The sequence below is a fragment of the Tomitella cavernea genome (genome assembly GCF_016599145.1).
In the GTDB taxonomy this organism is placed as follows: Bacteria; Actinomycetota; Actinomycetes; order Mycobacteriales; family Mycobacteriaceae; genus Tomitella; species Tomitella cavernae.
The window spans coordinates 21193-41021 of the sequence record NZ_JAENKO010000028.1 but is presented as its reverse complement, the minus strand read 5'-3'; the positions used below and the strand labels follow the sequence as shown (position 1 = coordinate 41021).

20 protein-coding genes are annotated in these 19829 nt (G+C 70.5%); 8 read left to right on the top strand and 12 right to left on the bottom strand.

The window, feature by feature from the left end; all coding sequences use genetic code 11:
* Positions 1–40: 40 nt before the first annotated feature.
* The gene (locus tag JJ683_RS11215; protein ID WP_200174125.1) at positions 41–574 is read right to left on the bottom strand and encodes a TetR/AcrR family transcriptional regulator; all 534 of its coding nucleotides are present in this window, start codon (positions 572–574) and stop codon (positions 41–43) included.
* Between the two features lie 124 nt (positions 575–698).
* Here JJ683_RS11215 and JJ683_RS11210 point away from each other — a divergent pair, with 124 nt between their 5' ends.
* Both JJ683_RS11210 and JJ683_RS11205 read left to right on the top strand, forming a co-directional pair.
* A complete protein-coding gene (locus tag JJ683_RS11210) occupies positions 699–2255 on the top strand; it encodes an MFS transporter (RefSeq protein WP_200174123.1) in 1557 nt (518 codons plus the stop codon).
* Between the two features lie 373 nt (positions 2256–2628).
* Complete coding sequence (locus JJ683_RS11205) at positions 2629–3600, top strand: cupredoxin domain-containing protein (RefSeq protein WP_200174121.1); 972 nt, start codon at positions 2629–2631, stop codon at positions 3598–3600.
* A gap of 49 nt (positions 3601–3649) precedes the next feature.
* On the opposite strand, the gene JJ683_RS11200 is transcribed toward JJ683_RS11205, so the two are convergent.
* From JJ683_RS11200 to JJ683_RS11190, 3 genes are all read right to left on the bottom strand, one after another.
* Positions 3650–4471, bottom strand: a complete 822-nt coding sequence (locus JJ683_RS11200; protein ID WP_200174120.1) for a mycofactocin-coupled SDR family oxidoreductase — start codon at positions 4469–4471, stop codon at positions 3650–3652.
* Between the two features lie 178 nt (positions 4472–4649).
* Positions 4650–5810 carry an oxidoreductase gene (locus JJ683_RS11195; protein WP_200174119.1) on the bottom strand — a complete coding sequence of 387 codons (1161 nt, stop codon included), beginning with the start codon at positions 5808–5810 and terminating at the stop codon, positions 4650–4652.
* 2 nt (positions 5811–5812) lie between these two features.
* A complete protein-coding gene (locus JJ683_RS11190; protein WP_200174118.1) occupies positions 5813–6361 on the bottom strand; it encodes a nuclear transport factor 2 family protein in 549 nt (182 codons plus the stop codon).
* A gap of 149 nt (positions 6362–6510) precedes the next feature.
* On the opposite strand from JJ683_RS11190, the gene JJ683_RS11185 reads away from it, so the two are divergent.
* The 3 genes from JJ683_RS11185 to bioD all read left to right on the top strand — a co-directional run bounded on the left by JJ683_RS11185 (position 6511) and on the right by bioD (position 9740).
* Positions 6511–7800 carry an adenosylmethionine--8-amino-7-oxononanoate transaminase gene (locus tag JJ683_RS11185; RefSeq protein WP_200174152.1) on the top strand — a complete coding sequence of 430 codons (1290 nt, stop codon included), beginning with the start codon at positions 6511–6513 and terminating at the stop codon, positions 7798–7800.
* 63 nt (positions 7801–7863) lie between these two features.
* Positions 7864–9030 carry an 8-amino-7-oxononanoate synthase gene (locus JJ683_RS11180; protein WP_200174117.1) on the top strand — a complete coding sequence of 389 codons (1167 nt, stop codon included), beginning with the start codon at positions 7864–7866 and terminating at the stop codon, positions 9028–9030.
* Positions 9027–9740: a dethiobiotin synthase gene (bioD, locus tag JJ683_RS11175; protein ID WP_200174116.1), complete on the top strand. Its 714-nt coding sequence runs from the start codon at positions 9027–9029 to the stop codon at positions 9738–9740. The genes JJ683_RS11180 and bioD overlap by 4 nt, the downstream gene beginning before the upstream one ends.
* Here bioD and JJ683_RS11170 read toward each other — a convergent pair whose 3' ends face one another.
* The 7 genes from JJ683_RS11170 to JJ683_RS11140 form a co-directional block, all read right to left on the bottom strand.
* The gene (locus JJ683_RS11170) at positions 9741–10430 is read right to left on the bottom strand and encodes an IMPACT family protein (RefSeq protein WP_200174114.1); all 690 of its coding nucleotides are present in this window, start codon (positions 10428–10430) and stop codon (positions 9741–9743) included.
* A complete protein-coding gene (locus JJ683_RS11165) occupies positions 10420–11886 on the bottom strand; it encodes an alanine/glycine:cation symporter family protein (protein ID WP_200174112.1) in 1467 nt (488 codons plus the stop codon). The genes JJ683_RS11170 and JJ683_RS11165 overlap by 11 nt, the downstream gene beginning before the upstream one ends.
* 55 nt (positions 11887–11941) lie before the next feature.
* A complete protein-coding gene (locus tag JJ683_RS11160) occupies positions 11942–12523 on the bottom strand; it encodes a peroxidase-related enzyme (RefSeq protein WP_307810863.1) in 582 nt (193 codons plus the stop codon).
* A 54-nt stretch (positions 12524–12577) separates the two neighbouring features.
* Positions 12578–14215, bottom strand: a complete 1638-nt coding sequence (locus JJ683_RS11155) for a class I adenylate-forming enzyme family protein (protein ID WP_200174151.1) — start codon at positions 14213–14215, stop codon at positions 12578–12580.
* Between the two features lie 191 nt (positions 14216–14406).
* The gene (locus JJ683_RS11150; protein WP_200174109.1) at positions 14407–15237 is read right to left on the bottom strand and encodes an ABC transporter permease; all 831 of its coding nucleotides are present in this window, start codon (positions 15235–15237) and stop codon (positions 14407–14409) included.
* The gene (locus JJ683_RS11145; protein ID WP_372435286.1) at positions 15234–16253 is read right to left on the bottom strand and encodes an ATP-binding cassette domain-containing protein; all 1020 of its coding nucleotides are present in this window, start codon (positions 16251–16253) and stop codon (positions 15234–15236) included. Before JJ683_RS11145 ends, JJ683_RS11150 begins: the two co-directional genes overlap by 4 nt.
* Positions 16254–16313: 60 nt before the next feature.
* Positions 16314–16964 carry a TetR family transcriptional regulator gene (locus tag JJ683_RS11140; protein ID WP_200174108.1) on the bottom strand — a complete coding sequence of 217 codons (651 nt, stop codon included), beginning with the start codon at positions 16962–16964 and terminating at the stop codon, positions 16314–16316.
* Between the two features lie 168 nt (positions 16965–17132).
* On the opposite strand from JJ683_RS11140, the gene bioB reads away from it, so the two are divergent.
* Together bioB and bsaP are read left to right on the top strand one after the other, a co-directional pair.
* Entirely contained in the window at positions 17133–18161 is a 1029-nt protein-coding gene (gene bioB, locus JJ683_RS11135) for a biotin synthase BioB (RefSeq protein ID WP_200174149.1), read from the top strand.
* 2 nt (positions 18162–18163) lie between these two features.
* A complete protein-coding gene (bsaP, locus tag JJ683_RS11130; protein ID WP_307810861.1) occupies positions 18164–18439 on the top strand; it encodes a biotin synthase auxiliary protein BsaP in 276 nt (91 codons plus the stop codon).
* On the opposite strand, the gene JJ683_RS19445 is transcribed toward bsaP, so the two are convergent.
* Positions 18440–19024, bottom strand: coding sequence for a DapH/DapD/GlmU-related protein (locus JJ683_RS19445; RefSeq protein WP_200174107.1), 585 nt, complete (start codon positions 19022–19024; stop codon positions 18440–18442).
* Between the two features lie 131 nt (positions 19025–19155).
* Here JJ683_RS19445 and JJ683_RS11120 point away from each other — a divergent pair, with 131 nt between their 5' ends.
* Positions 19156–19755 (top strand): hypothetical protein, encoded by a 600-nt coding sequence (locus JJ683_RS11120; protein WP_200174106.1) that lies wholly within the window; start codon positions 19156–19158, stop codon positions 19753–19755.
* Positions 19756–19829: the final 74 nt, after the last annotated feature.

Here is a 19829-nt window from a genome sequence, read left to right as displayed (position 1 = left end):
GAACGGGCCGGGGTTGGACCTGACGGGCCGGTTTGGCGGATCATGCGCGGCCGAGGAGCCGCGCCACCACCCGTGCGTGCAGGTCGGGGTCCGGCCCCGGCAGGTCCAGCAGTGCGGCCAGGAGGATGCCGTCCCCGACGAGGCGGACGATCTCCGCATCCACCGGGTCGTCGAACTCCTTCTGCAGCCCCGCATCCCAACCGCGCAGCACCTCGGTCATCGCGGCCTGGACGACCTCGTGCCGCCCGTCGAGGCCGCGCAGCGCCGCGATTGCCGACTGGTATAGCGGCTTGTCGCTGAACGAATCGTCGTCCAGGGCCTGCAGGTAGAACTCCGCGACGGTGGTCCCGCCGGCCACGGCGGCGTCCAGCTCCGCGTCGGAACGTGCGCCGAGGCGCCGGACCATTGCCGCGAGCATCGCCTCTTTGGTGGGGAAGTGGTACAGAAGTCCGCCTTTGGACACGCCGGCGTCCGCCGCGACGGCCTCGAGAGTCGCCGCTCCGGGCCCCTCGCGCAGCAGGACGCGTTCCAGCGCGTCGAGGATCCTGTCGGGAGTGGACTGCCGCGTGGTCATGCGCATCACCCTACACAGGGCTATACCGTCCGGACGGTACACTGCTATTCTCTGTACCGTCCGGACGGTTTTGAGGTCGCGAGCGCCGCACACGGCGCGCGGCGGGGAGTCGAAGGTAGGGGAAATGTCGACGGCGATGGTCGAACGCGGATCGACGCGGGCCGGCGTGCGCGATTGGATCGGCCTGGCTGTGCTGTGCGGGGCGGTGCTCATCATCGCCATCGACGCCACGGTGCTGGACCTGGCCGTGCCGTCCATATCGGAGCACCTGGAACCGTCCACGGCACAGTTGCTGTGGATCATCGACATCTATTCGTTCGTCCTCGCCGCACTGCTGGTGACGATGGGGGTGCTGGCGGACAGGGTGGGGCGCCGCCGGCTGCTCATGCTCGGCGTCGCGGGCTTCGGCGCGGCGTCGGTGCTCGCGGCGTTCTCCGTATCGCCCGCGATGCTCATCGCCGCCCGTGTGCTGCAGGGCCTGTTCGGGGCGATGCTCATGCCGTCGACGCTCGGGATCATCCGCGCGACCTTCCTCGACGGCCGCCAGCGGGCCACGGCCATCGGCGTGTGGGGTGCGATGTGGGGAGGGGGTGCGGCCGGCGGACCGCTCGTGGGCGGATGGCTGCTGGAACATTTCTGGTGGGGCTCGGTGTTCCTCGTCGCTGTCCCGGTCCTCCTTGTCATGCTCGTCGCCATGCCGTTCGTGCTGCGCGAGTCGCGGGATCCGCACCCCGGCCGGTTCGATCTTCCCGGGGTGCTGCTGTCCGCGGGCGCCCTGGTGCCGCTGATCTACGCGCTGAAGGACGCCGCGTCGCACGGGCTGAGCGCACGCACCGGCGCCCTCGTCGTGGCGGGCGTTCTGTGCGGGTGGGCGTTCGTGTCCCGGCAGCGCCGCGCCGCCGACCCGATGATCGACGTGCGCCTGTTCCGCAATCCGGTGTTCTCCACGGCTATCCTCACGAACCTGCTGTCCGTGTTCGGGCTCGCCGGAGTGCTGTTCTTCGGCACCCAGTACCTGCAGATGGTGCTCGGGTACTCGCCGTTGGAGGCGGGGCTGCTCGCGGCCCCCGGCACCGCGGCGAGCATGGTGGCGGCGCTGCTCGCCGCAGCGGTGGCGCGCCGGATCGGGGTGCGTCGGGCGCTGGCAGGGTCGATCCTGTTCGCCGCCGCCGGCGGGGTCCTGCTCATGGCGCTGGGCGTCGACGGCCGGGCGCTCGTGTTCGTCGTGGGTTTCGTCGTGGTGGGGCTCGGCAGCGGTCTGGGGCTCACGCTCACCTCTGCCGTCGTGGTCGACGTGGTCGAGCCGGAGCGTGCGGGGGCGGCCTCGGGGATCTCCGAAACATCGTACGAGCTCGGCGTCGCGGCGGGGGTCGCGGTGCTCGGCAGCGTGGTGATGGGCATCTACCGGGCGGGCGTCGACGTGGCCGGGCTCGCCACGGGGCAGGGGGCCGCGGTGCGGGACACGCTCGGCGGCGCGGTGCGCGTGGCCGGTGAACTCGGCGGGCCGCAGGGCGACGCGCTGCTCGACTCGGCCCGGCACGCCTTCGTGAACGGCATGCACGTGGCGGCGGGGTCCACCGCGGTGCTGCTGGCGTGCGCGGCGGCGGCGGTGCTCGTGCTGCTGCGCGGCAGCTCGACGGAGCGCGATCCGGTGTGGGCGGACGGCAATTCGTCCTCTTGAGCGCGGGTGGCGGCGGGAGTATCGTTACAAGTTATGAAGAACGCCGTCCAGGCTGCCGAAGCTGCCCGGTGGCGGCCGTCCCCGTGAAGCGGGAATGTCCCCGTAATGCGGAATCGTCTCAGTAAGGGCGGTGGATCTGCACCGCCGCCTTCTCGGATGACATCAGATCGGCCCCGGCCGTCGGCCAGGGGCGGAACACTTCGGAGCGCGCTCCGTGCTCGGTCGTTGCCATCGGCGCGGCGCGTGCCATGATCATGACGTGGGTATCCGATGGGGAGCAGGCTGCCCGATGAGGGGATGACGGAGAATGCTGTCGGTGCGATGGGGAATGCGGGAACCAGGGCGGAAAACACAAGCGTTGCAGCATGGCCGGGTGCAGCGTCGGCGGCACCCCGGTAGGCGGGCCGCGCTGGCGAGCTGCAGCCTGCTGGCCGCGGCCGGACTTCTGGTCGCGTGCAGCAGCGATGCCGGCGGGGGCGCGTCCGGCGCCGCGGCGGCCACTGCCACCGGTACCGCGGGGGAGGGTGGTGCCGGCGCGGCGGACGCCGTGTCGGCGGACTCGTTGCCGCGCTTCGAAATCGACGCCGATGCGACCACTGCGGGCGGCGCCATGTCGTACACTCTGCCGTCCACGGAGGCCCCCGCGGGGACGGTCATGGTCACGCTGAAGAACAACGACACGATGATGCCGCACCAGGCGCAATTGCTGAAGCTGCATTCAGGCGTGACGGTCCCGCAGTTCACCGCCGCGCTCGCCTCACCGGCGGGGGTCGGGGCGGTGATGCCTCTGGCGGACTTTGCAGGCGGACCCAACGCGGTCATGCCCGGCGACGAGTCCAGTGTGGTCGTGCACCTTGACCCCGGCGCCACTTACATGGTGATCTGCCAGATCCCCGGGCCCGGCGGCAAGCCTCATTACGCGCTGGGGATGATCGCGCACTTCACGACGGGGGCCACGGCGCAGAGCGACGGGTGGCCGAAGACCGACGCCACCGTGAAGATGACCGACTTCAAGTTCTCGGAACCGTCGTCGATCGACTGGAACAAGCCGATCACAGTGGTCAACGAAGGCGACCAGCCGCACGAGCTGGCCGTCCTGGCGCCCGCCGACGGCAAGACGATGGACGACGTGCGGGCGGCGCTGTCGGCGCCGGAGGGCGCCTCGCCGGGGCCGTCGCCCTATAAGACCTACGGCGGCGTCGCTGCGGCAGCGCCGGATGTGCAGCAGCAGACCACGCTGAAGCTTGACGCGGGAGACTATCTGCTCGTGTGCTTCGTGGTCGATCCGTCCACAGGAAAACCCCACTACATGCTGGGAATGGAGCAGCCCATCACGGTCGGGTAGCCGGATGGGGCGGGGTCGCATGCGCGCTGCATGCGACCCCGCGTCCAGGTCAGCGGTTGAGGTTGCCGATGTCGATGGGAACCTGCACGCCGGTCATGTACTTGGCCTCGTCGGAGCACACCCATGCGACGACGTCCGCGATCTCCTCTGGCTGCGAGATCGCGTAGGGCAGCGAGTTCATGAAGATCGGCGCCAGGGTGTGGGCGTGCTTCGCGAACAGCGGCCCCATGTCCGAGGACATGTTCATCCCGGTCTCCACGCCGGCAGGATGAATCGTGTTGACGCGGATCTTGTGCTCGCCCAGCTCGTTCGCCATCGTCCTGGCCAGCCCGGTGATGCCGTGCTTGGTCGCCGTGTAGTGCCCGGTGAACGGTGTGCCCTTGAGCCCGGACACGGAGCTGGTGAACACGATCGCGCCGCCCTCGCCCTGGTCGATCAGGTAGGGGATGGCCGCCTTGGCCGTGTTGAAGGTGCCCGTCAGGTTGACGTCGACGGTCTCCTTCCAGTCCTCGGCCGAGACCTCCCAGCTCATGCGCCCGGAGCAGATGCCCGCGTTGGCGATGACGACGTCGAGCCGCCCGAACGCGTCGAGGCCCTCCTGCAGCGCCGCGGACAGCCCGTCGAAGTCGCGCACGTCGGCGACCTTGGCGACGATCTTCCCGCCGGCCTCCTCGACCAGGCGGACGGTCTCGTCCAGGTCGGCCCTGCTTGCACCCGGGTAGGGCGTCGATCGGAACTCGGCGCACACGTCGACGGCGATGATGTCCGCGCCCTCGTTCGCGAACTTCACCGCCTCCGCCCGGCCCTGACCTCGCGCCGTGCCGGTGATGAATGCGACCTTCCCCGCGAACCGTCCCTCGTTTCTGCTCATGCTCTGCCTTCCTTGCGACCGGTGCGTCTCCTCGCGGTCGCGAATGTGGGTCAACAACGATGACAGAGACCAAACTATCGGGAAGCGCCGCCCGCGCCCACCCCGCCGTCCCACTGGTATTGAACTGCAGTGACAGAGGGGGCGGACGGCGCGGCGGCGCGTCGATTCGGGTCCCGGATCAGTGCAGGACTCGCTCGTGCTTGTCACGGTCGAACTCCGGCAGCGGTCCGCCCTCGTAGAGGTGCTGCGCCAGATCCGGGTCGGCCAGGTGCAGCCGGCCCACCGCGATCAGGTCGAACTCCTCGTCGGTGAGGCGCCGGTGCAGCTCTTCGCGGTTGTCCTCGCTGGGGATGGTGCCGGCGCTGCGTCCCTCGCGCAGCGTCTTGCCCAGCCCGAAGCTGCCGACGGCCATGGTGCGGGCGCCGGTGAGCCTCTTCGCCCATCCGGCGAGCGAGCACGGGTCGCCGTCGAAGACGGGGGCGTCGAAGCGCCGGATGGAGGCGTCGAGCACGTCCGCGCCCGCGTCGACCAGCGTGCCCAGCAGCACCTTGAGCTCTTCAGGCGTGTCGGCGATGCGGGCCTTGTAGTCCTGCTGCTTGTGCTGGGAGAAGCGGTAGAAGATCGGCAGCTCGTCGCCGATCTCCGCGCGGATCGCCGCGACGACGGCGGCAGGGAATGCGGCGCGCGCCGCGAGGCTGCCGCCCCACTCGTCGGTGCGCCGGTTGGTGTCGGCCCACATGAACGCGTCGAGCAGGTAGCCGTGGCCGCCGTGGATGGCGATGCCGTCGAAGCCCGCGTCCACCGCGTTGCGCGCCGAGCGCACGTACGCGGACAGCACGTCGTCGATGTCCTGCGCCGTCATCGGTTCGGTGGCGGGGGAGTAGCGGGCGACGAGCTTCTCCGGGTACGAGGTGACGCCGGGCGTGCCCCACAGGCCGGACGGGCGCATCGGCTTGATCGCGGGGTCGGGTCGGCCCATCGCGCCCCACAGCGGGCCCACGTGCCACAGCTGCGGGATGATCTTGCCGCCCGCGGCGTGGACGTCGTCCGTCACGCGCCGCCAGCCGGCCAGCGCCTCGTCGCCGAACATGTGGGGGACCGACGGGTTCTCCACGGCGGCGGGGTGGTCGATGGTGACGCCCTCGGTGATGAGCAGGCCGGTGCCGCCCTCGGCGCGTTTGCGGTAGTAGTCGGCCACGTCGGCGCCGGGCACGCCGTTCGGGGAGTGCGAGCGGGTCATCGGCGACATGACCAGACGGTTCTTCAGCTCCAGCGAGCGGATGCTCAGCGGGCGGAAGATCGGCGACGTGTCCGGGGAATCGGGAGCGGTTCCGCTCATCGTCACGCCCTTCCGACGGTGCCGGCGCCCGCGCCATGCTCGAGGGTGCCGTCGGGGCCGGGCACGCCCTCGGCCAGCACGCGGGGCGCCTCGTCGCGGCCGTCGAGGACCCGGCTGGTGCGGCGGGTGCACTTCCACTCGCCGTCGGCGGTCTTGACCAGTTCCCAGCGGTTCGCGGTGGCCCGCAGCACGGTGAACACCGACTTGTCGGGCCGGGCCAGGATCAGCAGCGATTTGCAGGTCGCCACCGCGGTGTCGCCGTCGACGATCACGTTGCCCGGCTCGAGCACGTGCGCGCAGCCGTTCGTGATGAACCCCTGGTGGTTCTGGCCGCGGACCATCGCCGTGATCTCCGCGTGGCCGCGCATGATGCCGGTGTCGACGTCGTAGACGCCGTCCTCGGTCCACACGCGCGCCACCGCCTCTTCGCAGCCGGAGTCGATGGCGGGGCCGTAGGAGGTCATCAGGTCCACGATCGCCTGACGGTCCTCGAGGACGGCCAGGCGGGCGGAGAGGTCGCGGATCACGGTCGCCGTGTCGGTATCGGTCATGCCCTCCAGTTCGCCACGCGCGCGGGCGCCATTGGCGCCGGCATCCCGGACAGCGGGAAAGCAGGTCGCGTCAGCCGGGACGCGCGGCGCGCCGGCCGGTGGCTAGGGTCGTCGCTGTGACAGACGAGCGCATTGCGGCCCGGACGGAACTGACCACCCGGCAGATTACCGAGATCGACGCGGAACACATCTGGCATCCCTACGGCGCGTTCCCGCCGTCGACGCCGTCGCTGGTGGTGGACAGCGCGGCGGGCACCCGCCTGCGTCTCGCCGACGGCCGGGAGCTGGTCGACGGGATGGGCTCGTGGTGGGCGGCCATCCACGGTTACCGGCACCCGGTTCTCGATGCGGCCGTGCGCGAGCAGCTCGGCCGGATGAGCCATGTGATGTTCGGCGGGCTCACCCACGAACCGGCGGCCCGGCTCGCGCGACTGCTCACCGACGTCACTCCCGACGGTCTCGAGCAGGTCTTCTTCGCGGACTCCGGCTCGGTGTCCGTGGAGGTGGCGATGAAGATGGCCATCCAGTACTGGCGGTCCAAAGGGCGGCCGGGCAAGCGCCGGCTGCTCACCTGGCGGGGCGGATACCACGGCGACACGATGGGTCCGATGAGCGTGTGCGACCCGGACGGCGGGATGCACTCCTTGTGGTCGGACGTGTTGCCGCGGCAGATCTTCGCCCCGATGCCACCGCGCGACTACGACCCGGACTACGTGCTGAACCTGGAGCTGCTGCTGTCGGCGCAGGCGGACGAGACGGCGGCGGTGATCGTCGAACCGGTGGTGCAGGGCGCCGGGGGCATGCGCTTCCACGACCCGCAGTACCTGCAGGCGCTGCGCGACGCCTGCGACCGCCACGGCGTGCTGCTGATCTTCGACGAGATCGCCACCGGGTTCGGCCGTACCGGCCGCATGTTCGCGGCCGACCATGCCGACGTGCGCCCGGACATCATGTGCGTCGGAAAGGCTCTCACCGGGGGATACATGACGCTGGCGGCCACGTTGTGCACGCCGGAGCTGGCGCGTGCCATCAGCGTGGGCGAGGCGGGCGGGCTCATGCACGGGCCCACGTTCATGGCCAACCCGCTGGCGTGCGCGGCGGGTGCGGCGTCGCTGGAGCTGCTTCTCTCGCGGGATTGGGAGACGGAGGTGGCCGACCTGGCGGACGGGCTCACCGCGGGGCTGGCCCCGGCGTGGGACCTGCCGAACGTCGTCGACGTGCGCGTTCTCGGCGGGATCGGCGTCATCGAGCTCGATTCGCCTGTGGACATGGCCTCGGCGACGGACGCCGCGGTGGACGCGGGGGCGTGGCTGCGGCCGTTCCGGACGCTGATCTACGCGATGCCGCCGTACATCAGCACGCCCGAAGACCTGGCGACGGTCACCGGCGCGATGGTGGCGGCCGCGGCGAGCCAGGCGCTGGGGGACATGTCGGGCTGAATCGGACATCTGTGCAGTACACCCAGCGACTTGAACTGCGTTCAATTTGTGTACGGTGGGTCCATGCCCACCGAGACGCACGTGCATGACCCGCTCGCCTGGCTCGACGAGGCCTCGGCGGAGCGTAGGGCCGCCGGCCTGCACCGGGAGCTCGCGCCCCGGGTGGCGGGTGCGCCCGGCGAGGGCCGCGGCGCAATCGACCTCTCCTCCAACGACTACCTGGGCTTGGGCGCCCACCCCGAGGTGATCGCGGGCGCGGTCGACGCGGCGCGGCGCTGGGGCACCGGGTCCACCGGTTCGCGCCTCGTCACCGGCACCACCGAGGAGCACGCGGCGCTCGAACGCGAGCTCGCGGCGTTCGTCGGCGCCGGCTCCGGTCTGGTCTTCTCCTCGGGCTACACGGCCAACATCGGCGCGGTGACCGCGCTGGCGGGAAGGGGCGCGCTCATCGTGTCCGACGCCGGCAGCCACGCGTCGCTGGTCGACGCCTGCCGGCTCTCCCGCGCCCGCGTGGCGGTGGCACCGCACGGCGACGTCGACGCGGTCGAGCGGGCACTGGCCGTCCGCGCCGAGGACCGGGCGCTCGTCATCACCGACTCCGTGTTCAGCGCCGACGGCGACCTGGCGCCGCTGCGCGCCCTGCACGGGGCCTGCCGGCGGCGGGGCGCGGTGCTGCTGGTCGACGAGGCGCACGGGCTGGGTGTGCGCGGTGAGGGCGGCCGCGGGCTGGTGCACGAACTGGGGCTCGCCGGCGCCTCGGACGTCGTCGTCACCGCGACCCTGTCGAAATCGCTCGGCGGCCAGGGCGGCGTGGTGCTCGCCGATCCGCGGGTGCGGGAGCACCTCATCGACGTGGCGCGCTCGTTCATCTTCGACACCGGCCTGGCGCCGGCGTCGGCCGGATCGGCGCGGGCGGCGCTCGCGGTGCTGCGCCGCGAACCCGGGCGCGCTGCGGCGGTGCTGGATCGGGCGCACGAGCTGGCGCGGATCTGCGGCGGGGCCCGCCCGGAGTCGGCGGTGGTCTCGCTCGTGCTCGGCGGCCCGCAGCGGGCCGTCGACGCCGCACGCTGGTGTGCCGTCAGGGGGCTGCGCGTCGGCTGTTTCCGGCCGCCCTCGGTGCCGGCGGGGACCTCGCGGCTGCGCCTGACGGCGCGGGCCGACCTCACCGATGAAGACATGGCCATAGCGCGCGACGTGCTGGGGGCCGTCGCAGAGGGGGCGGCCGCGTGAGCATCCGGTTCGTCACGGGCACGTCCACCGGTGTCGGCAAGACGGTCGTCACCGCGGCGCTCGCGTCGGTCCTCGCGCGTTCCGGGCGCGTCGCAGTGTGCAAGCCGGCGCAGACGGGGCTGTCGCCGGAGGAGCCCGGGGACCTCGCGGACGTCTTCCGCCTGGCAGGCGCGGTGACCACGGTGGAGCTGGCGCGGTATCCGGAGCCGCTGGCGCCCGACACCGCCGCGCGCCGGGCCGGAATGCCGCTGCTGCGGTGCGCGGACGTCGTGGACGCCGTGCGGGAGCTCGCCGCCGTGCACGACCACGTGCTGGTCGAAGGGGCTGGCGGAGTGCTGGTGCGTCTCGGCGAGGGCGGGTTCACGCTTGCCGACGTGGCGGCGGGCGTCATAGAAACCGGCCTCGCCACTGATACCGCCGCCGTGGTGGTGGTCGACCCGGCATTGGGGGCGCTCAATCACGCCGACCTCACGGTACGTGCGCTGCACGAGGCGGATGTGCCGTGTGCGGGGCTGGTGATCGGTTCCTGGCCGGATGCCCCCGACCTGCCCATGCGGTGCAATCTTCGTGACCTACCCGCCCAGACCGGCGTTCCGGTGCTCGGCCGGTTGCGCGCCGGCGCGGGCGCGATGGGGCGTGCCGAGTTCGCGGCGGAGGCGCTGCGATCCGGGTTGGTGCGATCCGGGTTGGTGCGGTCCGGGCTGCGCTGATCACCCGTCGCGGTCGACCCAACCGTGGCCGGCCGGCTCCACCGCGGCCCTGCCGCCGGTGCGGGACGCGATCAACTCGTCGAACCCGGACGGGTCGTCGGCGGGCACGGCGACGGTGACGGCGGCGCCCGCGCCGCCGAAGCCCACTCCGTAGTCGACGGCCGCGATGTGCAGCCCGTCGGCGCGCAGCTCGTTCTCGAGCCGGCCGGCGTCGGCGGCCGTCACGGTCGCGGTCCGGTACTCCACGCGCATGCGGGTGCGGGTGCCTGCGGCGCCGAGGGCCGCCGTCACCGCGTCGCCGTATGCGCGGACCAGGCCGCCGGTGCCCAGCCTGATGCCGCCGAAGTAGCGGGTGACCACCGCCACCACGTCGCTCACTCCGCGTCCGCACAGCGTCTCGAGCATCGGCGCGCCGGCGGTGCCCGCGGGCTCGCCGTCGTCGTTCGACCGCTGCAGGCGCCCGCGCGGGCCGATCACGAAGGCGGTGCAGTGGTGGCGGGCGGCGCGGTGCTCGCGGCGGGCCTGGGCGATGACCGCCCGTGCGGCCTCCTCGTCCTCGACCCTGCGCAGGCGCGCGAGGAACCGTGAACGCTGCACCTCCGTCTCCACGTCGATGTCGCGGCCGATCACGAGGTAGGTGTCGGGGACGCCGTCCGGCCCCGCGGCGTACTGCGCCGGGTTACCGGGCATCGACGGGCTCGCGGACGGTCTCCAGGTCGGTGCCGTCCCAGCATTCGACGTTCCGCAGCCCGGGGACGTCATCGCGGTGGAACACCGGATCGAGCCCGCGGGACTTCTGCTGCCTGTAGTGGCGTAGCAGGACGACGGCGACCCCTCCGATGGCGAAGAGCCCGAGGATGTTGATCGTGGCCATGAGCGACGAGAACACGTCGGCGAGGTTCCACACCAGGCTCACCTGTGCGATGGCGCCGAAGAAGACGAATCGGACGACGAGGACGCGGAAGACGAGCAGCACCCCCTTGCTCCGGGTGAAGAACGCGATGTTGGTCTCGCCGTAGTAGTAGTTGCCGATGATGGAGCTGAAGGCGAGGAAGAACAGGATCACGGCGAGGACGGGCGCGGCCCAGCCGCCCATGTGCTCCTGGAGCGCGGTCTGGGTGAGCTGGACGCCTTCGATGTCGCTGCCGAGGTCGGGATTGGACAGCAGGATGATGAACGCGGTGGCCGAGCACACCACGAGGGTGTCGAAGTAGACGCCGAGGGTCTGGACCAGGCCCTGCTTGACGGGGTGGGATACGGCCGCGGTGGCGGCCGCGTTGGGGGTGGAGCCCATGCCCGCCTCGTTGGAGAACAGCCCGCGCCGCATGCCCTGCATCATCGCCGCCCAGATGCCGGCCCCCGCGAACTGGCGGATGCCGAACGCCGACTCGACGATGTCGGTGATCACCGTGGGGATGTGTGGCAGGTTGGTGACGATGACGAACAGCGCGATCCCCACGTACAGCACCGCCATCACGGGCACGACGATCTGGGAGACGCCGGAGATGCGGTGCACTCCGCCGAAAATGACCAGGCCGGCCAGGACGGCGAGCGCGACGCCTATGGCGGCCGGCATCCAGTCGGCATCCGATCCGACGGCCAGCTCGAATGCGCTGGTGATGGAGTTCGACTGCACGGCATTGAACACGAATCCGTAGGTGAAGGTGATCGCGACGGCGAACAGGAACGCCATCGCCAGGCCGACCTTGCGGTTCTTGATGCCACGGCTGAGGTAGTAGGCGGGGCCGCCGCGGTAGTCGCGGCCGTCGCGCACCTTGTAGAGCTGGCCCAGCGTGGATTCGACGAAAGCGGTGGCACCGCCGATGACGGCCAGCAGCCACATCCAGAACACCGCGCCCGGGCCGCCGACGGTGATGGCGACGGCCACACCGGCGACATTGCCGGTGCCCACGCGGGACGCGGCGGAGATGCAGAACGCGCGGAACGCGGAGATGGCGCCGGGGCCGGTGTCGCCCTGCGCGCGGGCGGGCCGTTCACGCAGCGTCCGCGCCATCTCGGGGAGCATGCGGAGCTGCACGACGGCCGTGCGGGCGCCGAAGTACAGTCCGGCGCCGACCAACAGGACGATCAGCACATAGCCGTACTTGTCGTTGAACCAGACGATGGCCTCGTCGACGGAATCCATTCCGCACATACTAGCGAGGTGTCGGGCCCCACCTGCGGCGAACCGGCAGGCCGGGTCATTGGCCGTGGGCGGGCGGCCGGCGGTGGTACTCAGGGTTGGGGCGGTGGCCCATGGCCGACGAGACCCGGTTGGTGAAGTTGTACATCGCCGCGATCTCGACGACGTCCCAGATGTCGTCGTCGGTCAGGCCGGCCGTGCGCAGGTCTTCGAGGTCCTGCTTCTCGACCATGTCCGGCGAGGTGGTGAGCTTCTCCGCGTAGGCGCAGATGGCGTGCCGGCGCGGGTCCAGCCCGGCGTGCCGCCAGTTGATCGAGATCAGGTCCGCCTGCGCGCGGTCGCCCAGCGCCTCCGCAAGCGAGTAGCCGTGCGAGACCATGCAGTAGGTGCAATGGTTGATGTTGGACACCACCACGGCGATCATCTCCCTGTCGGCCGCGTCGAGCGTCTCCGTGGGGGCTGTCACCTCGCGGAAGTGATTGAACCAGGCGGAGAACCGTTCCGGTCGTCGCGCGTAGGCCAGGAAGACGTTGGGCAGGAAGCCGATCTGCTCGCGGGCCTTGCCGAAGAGCTTCTGCAGGCCCGACGGCAGCTCCGCCTCGCGGGGGACGGGGAAGAACGGTTGCGGTTGCTGATTCACGGTGCTGCTCCTGGAGGTCATCGGTGGTGGGGGTGCGACTTCGGGTCAGGGAGTTCAGGGCGTTCGAGGCCGGTGGATTCCGGCGCGCACGGTGTGCTTGCGGACCTTGCCGGTGGCGGTCTTCGGGAGTGCGTCGACGAGGATGACGCGTTTGGGCACCTGGAACGGGGCGAGGTGCGCACGGGTGTGGGAGCGCACCCGCTCGGCCAGGTCGTCGGCGGTGGCCTGGTCGGTGGCCTGGTCGGTGGCCTGGTCGGTGGCCACCACGACGGCGCACACGGCCTCGCCCCAGTGGTCGTCCGGAACGCCGATGACGGTGCACTCGGCGACGCCGGGGACGGCGGCCACCACACGCTCCACGTCCACGGAGGAGACGTTCTCGCCGCCGGTCTTGATGATGTCCTTGAGCCGGTCGGTGAACCACACGACGCCCTCGTCGTCGAGGTTGCCGATGTCGCCGCTGTGGAACCATCCGTGCGCGAACGCCTCGCGGTTGGCGGGGCCGTTGTTCCAGTATCCGGACATCACATGCGGGCCGCGATAGGCGATCTCCCCGCTGTCCCCGGGGCGCAGGGAGTCGCCGCCGGGGCCGAGGATCGCCGTCCGGACGGTGGGCACCGCAGGCCCCCAGGAGGCCGGTTTGGTGCGCTGGTGGGCGGGCCATTGCAGCACCGTGGCGGGCACGACCTCAGTCTGCCCGGAGCCCAGGATCACCGAAGCCGACGGGAACAGCGCCTCGACGTCGCCGAGCAGATCCGCGGGCATAGGCGCCATCGCGTATACGGCGGTGCGCAATGTGCGGATGGGGCCTGCGTCCCCGCGCGCCGTGACCATCGCGCGGTACATCATCGGCAGGCCCATCGTGTGGGTGACGGCGTGGCGTTCGATGTCGGCAAGGACTGCGGACGGGTCGAACTGCGCGTGCAGCACGACGGTTCCGCCGGTGAACAGCACCGGGATGACCAGGGTGTTGAGCGCTGTCGTGTGGAACATCGGCAGCACGTTGAGCAGCGTCGACGGGGAATCCCCCCACTGATGGCCGATCTGCATCGCGTTGGTCATGGCTCCGATGACCACCGCGACGTGGCTGGTGAGCACGCCCTTCGGCCGCGACGTGGTGCCCGATGTGTACAGGCACTGCACGGTGTCCCTGTCGTCGACCGGAACCTCCACCGGGCCGGCCGGCGCACCCGCGACCACGTCGTCCCATGCTTCGACGCGGTGATGTTCGACGTCCGGGGGCAGGCCGGCGCCGGCGACGATGATCCGGAGCCCCGTGGGCGCGTGCGGCAGGAAGTCGTGCAGCAGGGGCAGCGCGTCGTCGTCGACGATGACGGTGCGGCAGCCCGAGTCCGCGAGGATCCAGGCGATGTCATCCGGGGAGAGTGCGATGTTGACGGGTAGCGCCACCAGCGCCGATTTGGCGCACGCGAAATACGAGGCGACCATGCGCCACGAGTTGCGCATGAGCATCGCGACGGGCTCCTGGCGGCGCGCTCCGCCGGCGAGAAGCGCGTGCCCGAGCGCGTCGGACTCCGCGTCGAGCCCGCGATAGGTGACGGTGGTATCGCCGTCCACGATCGCGGTGCGTGAGCCGAACATCTCGGCCGCGCGCACCAGCGCGTCCCCGGCGGCGACGCGCGTGGCGAGGTTGATGTCGATCTCGGGGATGCCGGAAAGGTCGGGGCGCATCGTCACCTCACGCGTGCTTCGGTGGCCCCGTTTGTGATCTGGGGCACGGACGATGCCGACGCTAACAGCGCCGCCTGTTGAAAACAAGCGTCGATGATTGTTTGGCGGCCGCAGTGCGGCGATGCAGCTGAGTGCCCCCGCGGCTGACTGACCCTGCAGCTGAGTGACCCTGCGGCTGAGTGACCGTGCGACTACTTGACGGCCCGCTTGTACCGGCCGATCGACAACGGCATGAAGATCACGAGGATGAGCACCACCCAGCACAGTGTGTAGGCGGTGGGATGCTGCATCGACCAGGCGTCGGAGACGGGGATCGCGGGGTTGGTGTTGCCGAAGAACTCGCGCACCGCCTGCGTGACCGCCGAGACCGGGTTCCACTCCACGAAATACTGCAGGACCGTGGGGAACGACTCGAGCGGCACGAAGGCGTTGGACACGAAAGTCAGCGGCATGATCACGACGAACGAGGCGTTGTTGATCACTTCGACGCTGGGCACGAGCAGGCCCACGTAGGCCATGATCCAGCTGAAGGCGTAGGAGAAGACCAGCAGCAGCAGGAATCCCGCGACGGCGTCGAGGACCGAGCCGCGCATGCGCCATCCGACCAGCAGCCCGGTGACGGCCATGATGGCGATGGACAGCAGGTTGTAGGCGATGTCGGAGACGGTGCGGCCGATGAGCACGGCAGACCGTGACATGGGCAGCGATCGGAACCGGTCGATGATGCCCTTCTGCATGTCCTCCGCGAGCCCCGCGCCGGTGAAGGTGGCGCCGAACACGACCGTCTGCGCGAAGATGCCGCCGATGAGGAACTCCCGATAGTTCACGCCGCCGCCCGGGTCGATGGCGCCGCCGAAGACGTACGCGAACAGCAGCACGAACATGATCGGCGAGATCAGCACGAACACCAGGACTTCCGGCACGCGGATGATCTTGATGAGGTTGCGTTTGGCGATGACGATCGAATCGGTCAACACCCGGGAGGGGCCGCGGTGGGGCGCGGTGAGGGATGTCGTGGTCATCGTTTCGCCTCGCCTGCCGTCGGGTCGCCGGTCCCGGCCGGGGAAGGGTCGGGGTGTGCGTCGGGCATCGGATCTGCTTCCGCCGCATGGCCGGTGAGCGCGAGGAAGACGTCGTCGAGCGTGGGGCGCCGCAAGCCGATGTCGGACACCTCGATGCCGGCGGTGTCGAGCCTGCGGAGTGTGTCCATCAGTGCCCTTGCGCCTCCTGACGCCGGCACCGCCATCGTGCGGGTGGGCTCGTCCACCTGGACCGTGTCGGCGGTCCCGGATGCGAGGGCGGCTCGTGCCCGCGGGATGTCCACGGCGTCGGTGACCACCAGCTCGATGCGGTCGGCGCCGAAGTCCTGTTTGAGCCGGTCGGCGGTGCCGTGAGCGATGGCGCGGCCGTGGTCGATGACGACGATGTCGTCGGCCAGGCTGTCCGCCTCTTCCAGGTACTGGGTGGTGAGCAGGACCGTGGTGCCGTCGGCGACGAGGAAGCGGATCACCGACCACATCTCGTTGCGGCTGCGCGGGTCGAGGCCGGTGGTGGGCTCGTCGAGGACCAGGACCGGGGGCGCGGCCACGAGGGCGCCGGCCAGGTCGAGGCGTCGGCGCATGCCGCCCGAGTAGGTTTTGGAGGGACGGTCGGCGGCGTCCGAGAGCGAGAACTGGGCGAGCAGTTCGCGGGCGCGGGCGCGGGCCTGTTTGCGGCGGAATCCGTAGAGGCGCCCCACCATCTCGAGGTTCTCGAAGCCGGTGAGGTGCTCGTCCACGGCGGCGTACTGGCCGGACAGCCCGAGGCGCGCGCGGGCGGCGTCGGGCTCGGCGAGGACGTCCACGCTCGCGAGGCGCACCGTGCCGGAATCGGGGATGAGCAGAGTGGAGATGATGCGCACGGCGGTGGTCTTGCCTGCGCCGTTGGGGCCCAGCAGGCCCAGGACGGTGCCCTCGGGGACTTCCAGATCCAGGCCGTCGAGTGCTGTCGCATCACGGTACTTCTTCACCAGGTCGTGGGCTTCGATCATCGGTGCCACGGGACGCTCCACAATCTTTGAGGGGCCGCTCGTGGGGGCGGCCTCGGGCGTGGTTCCGGTTCAGGGTAACTGCAGATCGCGAGCGGTGGGGAGAGCGCGGACTCCGCCGATGAACAAACCCAGCCCAAACTCGAAACCCTCGCCGGCGGTGGGCGACTCGAACAATGGGGAAGCCGATTCCTCCAGTGCGCCGTGCGAGTCCATCTGCATGCGGGACTGCTCGTCCATGGTCTGCCCGAGGATGTAGGAGAACAGTGCACGGGCGGCCATCCCGGCCTCGTGGGGCGGCATCCCGCCGTCGATGCACGCGGCGGCCAGGGCCTCCTGCGGCGCATCCGAGGCCAGGCGCGCCGCGTAGGAGGCGGACGCGACCTCGGCCCCGTCACGGTGCGACAGCAGCGCGTCGCGCATTCTGCGGGCGAGGGCGGCGAGGGCGACGTCCCATGCCGCGTTGTCTGCTGTCGACGAGTGCGGCATCGGTGTCGACGGCATCGGTGTCGGCGGCATCAGTGTCGGCGGCGTCGCCGCTTCCGTGAGGATCTCGTCGGTGATGGCCGCCAGCAGTGTCTGCTTGTTGGGGAAGTGCCAGTACAGCGCGCCCGGCTGCACGCCCAGCGACGACGCGAGACGGCGCATCGTGAGGTCGGCCAGGCCGTACTCGTCGAGGATCGTGATGGCACCCGCGAGCACGTCGTGGCGGCGCAACTGCATGGAATGCCTCCCTGGATGTCGCGGGCCGAGCCTCGTTGACACCCTACCCATTGGCGCTCTAACTTGAACGCTGTACAACTTGTACGAAGTTCAAGTTTCCGCGGGTGCTTCGGACACCTTGCGGCGATCGACCACGCGACGACCTGAGGAGACTTCGTGACCGAAGCGATGGCGGCCCCCGTGCACGGCCCGGACCGTACCGACGGCGGCATCCTCGCCGCCGCCCGCGAGCAAGTGCTCGGCAGCGGCGAACCGCTCGACCGGGACCAGGTGCTGCGCGTGCTGCAGCTGCCGGACGAACACCTCGACGAGGCGTTGGAGCTGGCCCACGAGGTGCGCTTGAAATGGGCCGGGCCGGAGGTCGAGGTGGAGGGCATCATCAGCCTCAAGACCGGCGGCTGCCCCGAGGACTGCCACTTCTGTTCGCAGTCGGGACTGTTCGCCTCGCCCGTGCGTGCGGCCCGCCTGGACATCCCGAGTCTGGTGGAGGCCGCGAAGCAGACGGCGAAAAGCGGCGCCACAGAGTTCTGCATCGTCGCCGCGGTGCGCGGGCCCGACGAGCGGCTCATGGCGCAGGTCGCGGCCGGAATCGAGGCGATCCGGGACGAGGTGGACATCCAGATCGCCTGCTCGCTGGGCATGCTCACCCGGGAGCAGGTCGACGCGCTCGCGGCCATGGGGGTGCACCGCTACAACCACAACCTGGAGACGGCGCGGTCGTACTTCCCGCAGGTCGTCACCACCCACACCTGGGAGGAGCGGGAGCAGACTCTGCGCATGGTGGCCGACGCCGGGATGGAGGTGTGCTGCGGCGGGATCCTCGGGATGGGCGAGACCCTCGAGCAGCGGGCGGAGTTCGCGGCCGACCTGACGGCCTTGGGGCCCGACGAGGTGCCGCTGAACTTCTTCGACCCGCGCCCTGGAACCCCGTTCGGCGACCTCGACGTCATGCCGGCGGCGGATGCTTTGCGCGCCGTCGCCGCGTTCCGGCTGGCGCTGCCGCGCACCATGCTGCGGTTCGCCGGCGGCCGTGAGCTGACCCTGGGCGACTTGGGCGCGCGCAAGGGCCTGCTCGGCGGAATCAACGCCGTGATCGTCGGCAACTACCTGACCACGTTGGGCCAGGCCCCGGAGAACGACCTGGAGTTGCTGGGCGAGCTGACCATGCCCGTCAAGGCGCTCAACGCGACGCTGTGATCGTGTCGGAGGGGGAGCGGGTCGGTGGTGAACTGCTCGCCGGCGGCCCGTTGGACGTCGGTGCGCAACGATTCGATGTGAACACGGGTGCGGAGATCGAGTCGGGGGCGGAAGCGCAGGATGCGGGGCTCGCCGAGCGGGTCGCGGGATGCCTGCAGCCGCCGCGATACTGCGGGGTGTGTGCGCGGCGCATGGTCGTGCAGGTGCGGCCCGACGGCTGGTGGGCGCAGTGCTCGCGGCACGGGCGGGTGGACTCTTCGGCCCTGGAACTGCGCTGATCAGGACGTTGAAGGCCGGCGTGCTCGCGGCCTGGTGGCGGGTGTGAGATCGCGTCGCATGATGTGGCCGGCGCTGCTGACGAGGTGATCGGCGGGGACGTCCTTTGCCACCACAGCGCCCGCGGCGACGACGGAGCCGGCGCCGATGCGGACGCCCGGCACTACCGTGGCATTCGCACCGATCCAGACGTCAGCACCGATCACGATCGGTGCGGCGGTGATCCCGTCGAATCGGCGGACCCGCTCCACCGGGTGCCCTGCTGTGGTCAGCGTGACCCCTGGGCCGATCATCGTCCTGTCTCCGATGTCGATTCCGCCGATGTCGTAGAACGAACAGTTCTGGTTGACGAACACATGCTCGCCGAGCTCCAGGCCAAGCCCGTAGTCGCAGTAGAAGGGCGGGTAGAGGGTGAGGGTTTCCGGCGCCGGCCGCCCCAGGATCCGGCTGAGAAGCGCGGTGCGGGCCTCGACGTCGCTGTGGAGCAGCGTGTTGAGGCGGGACGTCAGCTCGATGACGGTCTGCGTCCGCTCGGCGACGGCCTGTGATTCCGGCGTGCGCCGTCGGATCAGTCGCTGGTCGCGCATCGGATGAGCATGGCACGTCGTGGGAGGCGGGCATGACTCCGACACGCGCCGGCGGGATCTGCGCGGCGGGTTCTTTATCAGCGCGCGGTTCTTTATCCTCGGGGCATGGCGTCGACGGGAACGGGGAACTCATGACCGACAACTACGGCCGCGAATACCGGGGGCAGGGGTATCCGCAGGGGGCCGAATACCGGGATCGCGGGTACGAGACGCAAGCATATGAGACGCAGGCCTATGCGGGACGTCCCGCCGGAAACGAGGGGGCGGGGCGACGGGCCGCGCCGGGCGGGGGGCCGGAGAAGTCGCCGAACGGCGCCGTCATCGATCACGCGCAGTTCGCGGCGGGCGCGGTGGCCACGGCACTGGTGGCTGCGGTCGCGGGGTTCGTCATCACTGCGATCATCAACGCCGTCTACACCTCGCACGCCCTCGGCTCGGCCTGGGTGGACGGGGAGCAGGACCCGTGGGATTCGGTGCTGATCGGAGGAGTGGGCGGCCTGGTGGCGGGCGTCGTCCTGTGGATGTTCCTCAACCTGGTTCCGTCGCCGTTGACGTTCTTCCGTTGGATTGCGGGACTGTTCGTGTTCGCAGCCGTGGTGTTGCCGTTCCTCAGTGGTACCGATTGGGTGGCGCGGCTGATCACCGCGGTGCTCAACGCGTTCCTGGGGATCCTCGTGATCGCGTTGTTGACCGCAGTGGCGGAGAAGACGACGGACGTCGGGCGCCGCTGAGGCCAACGCGTACCCCTGCCCCCGTGTCGCAATGCGACGCGGGGGTTCGGCGTTATGGGGGCTGCGGGAGCGTA